Genomic DNA, 3,323 nt, shown 5'->3' on the forward strand with positions numbered 1-3,323 from the left:
AAATTGTTGCCGAGTAATATTGCTGGGATAATTTTTCATAGCTTAAACTCGCTTTTTACATAGAAGTATATCAAAAATCATAGATCTTGGACAGCTTCTTAGACGTAAATGGTTGAGAATTTTTTGCTTTAACTCATCGCTCAGCTTAGTTTTCCGACCACATCGTGATCGCTTGTATTCGGCATCTGTTTGTGCTAATTCAGCCTGATAAGGTTGACATCGAGATAATTCATAAGAAATTGTTGACGGTGATCGGTTCAGCCGAACGCCCATTTGGATATTGGACAGCCCTAGTTCACAAAAGGTTTCGCTTTTAATTCGTTCGGAATAGGTTATACTAGACAAAAGATCAGCTCCTAAAAGATGGGTTTGTGGTAAACACCATTTTAAAGGAAGCTGATCTTTTTTGTCCGAACAGCGTTCGGATTAATTTTACAATCTACCAGAAACTATCCTTCAACACCATTTGACAAACTTCCACTTTTACATTATAGTCATATTTTTCAAAAAATACCCGCTGATCACTTTTTTAAATGATCAGCGGGTATTTAATAGTTCTTAAAAATTAACTTTTATGAGTTAACCGTTCTAGATGCGCTTTACTTCTCAACACCTTTTCCATCGTAATCATCCAACATGATTTGTTTCAAATCAGCAATTAATGGTTCCTTAGGGTTAGCAGTTGTACACTGATCCTCGTATGCAAGTACTGACAGACGATCAACAGCAGCATCAAACTTATCTTTGTCAACACCCCATGCTTTTAAGCTAAGGGTAACGCCAACTGAATGAGCTAGGTCGATAATCTTTTGAACCAGGCCTTCTACCAAGTCCTCGTCAGTCTTTCCTTGAATACCAACATAACGGGCAATTTCAGCGTAATCCTTGTTAGCACGGAAATATTCATACTTAGGCCATACGGCAATTTTTTCCGGCAACTTAGCATTGAAACGGATAACGTGTGGCAATGTGATTGCAATCGCAATTCCGTGAGTTAAGCCGAATTCTCCACCGAGTTTGTGGGCAACAGAGTGGGTAATTCCCAAGAAGGCATTACCAAAGGCCATCCCTGCAAGCGTTGCAGCATTGTGCATTTCTTCACGCGCATGTTCATCACCATTATAGGATTTAGTCAGATTTTCAAAAACTAACTTGATTGCTTGCAATGACAATGGTCGCGTGTAATCCGATGCCATCACTGAAACAAATGATTCAATACCATGGCAGAGTGTATCAAGTCCAGATGCAGCAACAGTCCCCTTTGGAACGGTTTGAACAAACTGAGGATCAACAATTGCAACATCTGGTGTCAACGCATAATCGGCCAATGGATACTTAACGTGAGTCTTGGAATCAGTGATAACAGCGAATGGTGTTACTTCCGATCCTGTCCCTGAAGTTGTTGGAATAGCAATCATTTGGGCCTTACGTGGTTTATTGAAACGGTAAGCCCGCTTTCTGATATCAATAAATTTCTGTTTTGCACCAAAGAAACTGGTTGTCGGATCTTCATAGAATAACCACATGTTCTTAGCGGCATCAAGCGGTGAACCACCACCTAAGGCAATGATGGTATCAGGTTTAAATGAACGCATCTGAGCAACACCTTTTTCAACTGTATCAGTTGTTGGATCAGGCTCAACATCTGAGAAAAGTGAGTATTCAATTTCATTTGGACGACGTTTTAATTCATCCAAAACTGTATCTACATATCCATGTTCTACCATTCCAGGCGTTGTCACAATAAACACTTTATTGATGCCTGGCATATCATCGAGATATCGAATTGATGTCTTTTCAAAGTATACCCGTGGTAATTTAACCCATTGCATATTGTTTCGTCTCTTTGCGATCGTTTTAATGTTTAATAAGTCGTAATCGGTAACGTTATGAGAAATTGAATTTGCACCCCATGAACCGGTTCCCAACGTTAGAGATGGTGTCATTTCATTATAGAGGTTTCCAATACCGCCAAAGCCTCCCGGTGTGTTAACAAGAACTCGAGCAGCCTTCATCTTAATGCCGAATTTAAGCGCAATATCGTCATCAGTTGTCTGAATAGCAGCTGTATGCCCCAAACCACCATAGTTTAAGAGTTGTTCAGCAATTGAAAAGGCATCTTCATGGCTTTTGGCCTTATAAACACTGATTACTGGGCTCAGTTTTTCGCCGGATAACGGATACTTTGGTCCGACACCGGTCATTTCAGCTGCTAAAACCTTGGTGTTATCTGGGACTTTAATCCCTGCCAATTTGGCAATTCCTTTTGCGGATTTACCGGCGATTGGGCCACGAACACCCCCACGCTTAGGGTCAAACATTGCTTCAGCCAATTTTGGCTGGTCTTTTTTGGTAACGAAGAAGACACCGTTTTTAATGAAGTTTTCTTTCACATCATCATAAATTTCGTTATCAATAATGGCGCTATTCTCAGTTGCACAAATCATACCATTATCAAATGTCTTTGAAAGAACAATATCGTTAACAGCTCGAAGAATATTAGCCGTTCTTTCAATATAAACAGGACCATTACCGGGACCAACACCTAAAGCAGGTTTGCCGGTTGAATAAGCAGCCTTAACCATTCCCGGACCACCGGTAGCAAGTGTGCTTGCTACACCTGGGTTATTGATTAATTTGTTGGTTGCTTCGATACTTGGTTCCTCGATCCACTGAATAGCACCCTCTGGGGCACCGGCCGCAATTGCTGCATCACGAACAGTCTTTGCAGCTGCAACGGATGACTTCATTGCTTGTGGATGGAAGCTAAAAATAATCGGGTTTCGGGTTTTCATTGCAATAATCGATTTGAACAAAGTTGTTGAAGTTGGGTTGGTAACCGGTGTAATTCCGGCAAGAACCCCAAGAGGTTCGGCAACTGTGATCAGCTGACGTTCCCTATCGTCTTTGATAACGCCGACCGTCTTATGGTCGCGAATGCTGTGCCAGATTTCTTCGGTTGCATACATATTTTTTATAGCTTTATCTTCAGCGACTCCCCGACCGGTTTCTTCAGCTGCCATGAGTGCCAAATCCATATGCTTATCTTGACCGGCCATTACCATTTCATGGGTAATGTGGTCTACTTTTTCTTGATCAAATGAATCCATGATTTCGAGAGCTTTTTGGGCTTTTGAAACTAACTTGTTAATCATATCGTCAACATTGGTTTTTTCTGGTTTTGTCGTCTTGAGTTCTTTTACTTTATTCTCAATCATTAGTTAACGTGTAGTGCTAGTTTTGTAACATTTGTCGAGTAGCCCATTGATTAAAGCAAATTATATGCAAAAACCCCGCATTTGCGGTAGCTTCTAAGGTGACTA

1 protein-coding gene and 1 pseudogene are annotated in these 3,323 nt (G+C 40.9%); both read right to left on the minus strand.

Going from position 1 to position 3,323, the window contains the following annotated elements:
* Window positions 1-45 precede the first annotated feature (45 nt).
* A pseudogene (locus FFM73_RS12215) lies at window positions 46-345 on the minus strand (helix-turn-helix domain-containing protein); the annotation flags it as partial.
* Window positions 346-599: 254 nt separating this feature from the next.
* Window positions 600-3,218 carry a bifunctional acetaldehyde-CoA/alcohol dehydrogenase gene (gene adhE / locus FFM73_RS12220; RefSeq protein ID WP_003635136.1) on the minus strand — a complete coding sequence of 873 codons (2,619 nt, stop codon included), beginning with the start codon at window positions 3,216-3,218 and terminating at the stop codon, window positions 600-602.
* Window positions 3,219-3,323 lie beyond the last annotated feature (105 nt).

Source organism: Secundilactobacillus hailunensis (assembly GCF_005405185.1).
In the GTDB taxonomy this organism is placed as follows: domain Bacteria; phylum Bacillota; class Bacilli; order Lactobacillales; family Lactobacillaceae; genus Secundilactobacillus; species Secundilactobacillus hailunensis.

Excerpts from the sequence above, each read along its gene's own strand:
- adhE (WP_003635136.1), bottom strand. The coding sequence starts at position 3,218 with ATGATTGAGAATAAAGTAAAAGAACTCAAGACGACAAAACCAGAAAAA.